This window comes from Conexibacter woesei Iso977N, from assembly GCF_000424625.1.
In the GTDB taxonomy this organism is placed as follows: Bacteria; Actinomycetota; Thermoleophilia; order Solirubrobacterales; family Solirubrobacteraceae; genus Baekduia; species Baekduia woesei_A.
Genome location: NZ_KE384217.1, coordinates 1 through 1,122 on the forward strand (window position 1 = coordinate 1; position 1,122 = coordinate 1,122).

Here is a 1,122-nt window from a genome sequence, read left to right on the forward strand (position 1 = left end):
GTGACTCGCGGTTGCCGTCAAGATCAGGAACGCGTCAAGATCAGCAACGCTGAACTTTAAATGTTCATGTCCGAAAGGGCGCTCCTGCAGAGCGCTCCGCCCTCCTGGCCGGCGAGGGGCCGCCGGCGAGCGGTGTCGCCGGCGGCCTCTGTGCGTGTGGTGGGTCAGCAGTGGATGAGCAGTGGGGTGATGGCGTAGCAGTAGGCGGTGTCGCTGTCGTTGGTGGCGACGGGGTCGGTCGGTGAGCTGGCGGTGCGGGTTGCGGTGGCGTGGAGGGGCAGGCCGATGGTCAGCAGGCCGAAGTAGGCCTTGAAGGTGGCGTGGGTGGTGGCGCTGTTGGCGATCGAGCTGATGGGGCAGGAGACCTGGTCGGTGCTGGAGGAGTACGTGCACGTCGACGACGTGATCCCGGTCGCGGCCGTGGGCAGTTGGGTGGTGATCGTGATGCCGGTGGCGGTGGCGGGGCCGTTGTTGGTGACGGCGGCGTCGTAGTTGATGTGGCTGGTCAACAGCCCGTGCGCGGTCGCGCTGAGGTCGACGCCGAGATCGGCGTTGGCCGGCGGCGGCGGGGCGGTGACCGTCAGGTCCAACCGTGAATCCGTGGCCACGCTGTTCACACTCTCACCATTGGTGCGGTGCCCGCCATAGCCGCCGATCACGTCGCCGTCGCTCGCGGTGGCCGAGACGGTGAAGCTCGCGGTGCCGGTGATCGTCGCACCGGGCACGAAGCCCGTGTCCACGCCGTTGAACTCGCCGTACGTCGGGCTCGTGGTGTTGTAGCCGCAGAACGTGATGTCGCCCCCGCAGGAGCCCAGAGCCAGCTCGCCGAGGTTGACCCCGGGAGCGCTGGTGTTGAGGTTCGAGCCGAAGGTGAAGAAGGAGGTGTCGGAGCCCTCATCGCCCTGGCTGAAGGTGTAGGAGAAGTCGAAGTTAACGACCTGGCCGGGGGCGGGGGTGGTGTCGTCGACGGTCACGCTCAACCCGCTGGGCCCGGTGACCGTCCCGGGGGCGGCCCGGGCGCCGGTCGCGTAGGTCAGCGCTCCGAGCATGAGGAGCAGGATGGCGGCGAGCGTCGTCGTCGCGCGGGATGAGATGGAGGTGGGCATGGCGTTCTCTTCTCTC

The 1,122-nt window shown here is 68.1% G+C and carries 1 protein-coding gene; it reads right to left on the reverse strand.

What is annotated here, in order from left to right; all coding sequences use genetic code 11:
* Window positions 1-164: 164 nt before the first annotated feature.
* Window positions 165-1,106 (reverse strand): DUF11 domain-containing protein, encoded by a 942-nt coding sequence (locus H030_RS38065; protein WP_051223880.1) that lies wholly within the window; start codon window positions 1,104-1,106, stop codon window positions 165-167.
* Window positions 1,107-1,122: the final 16 nt, after the last annotated feature.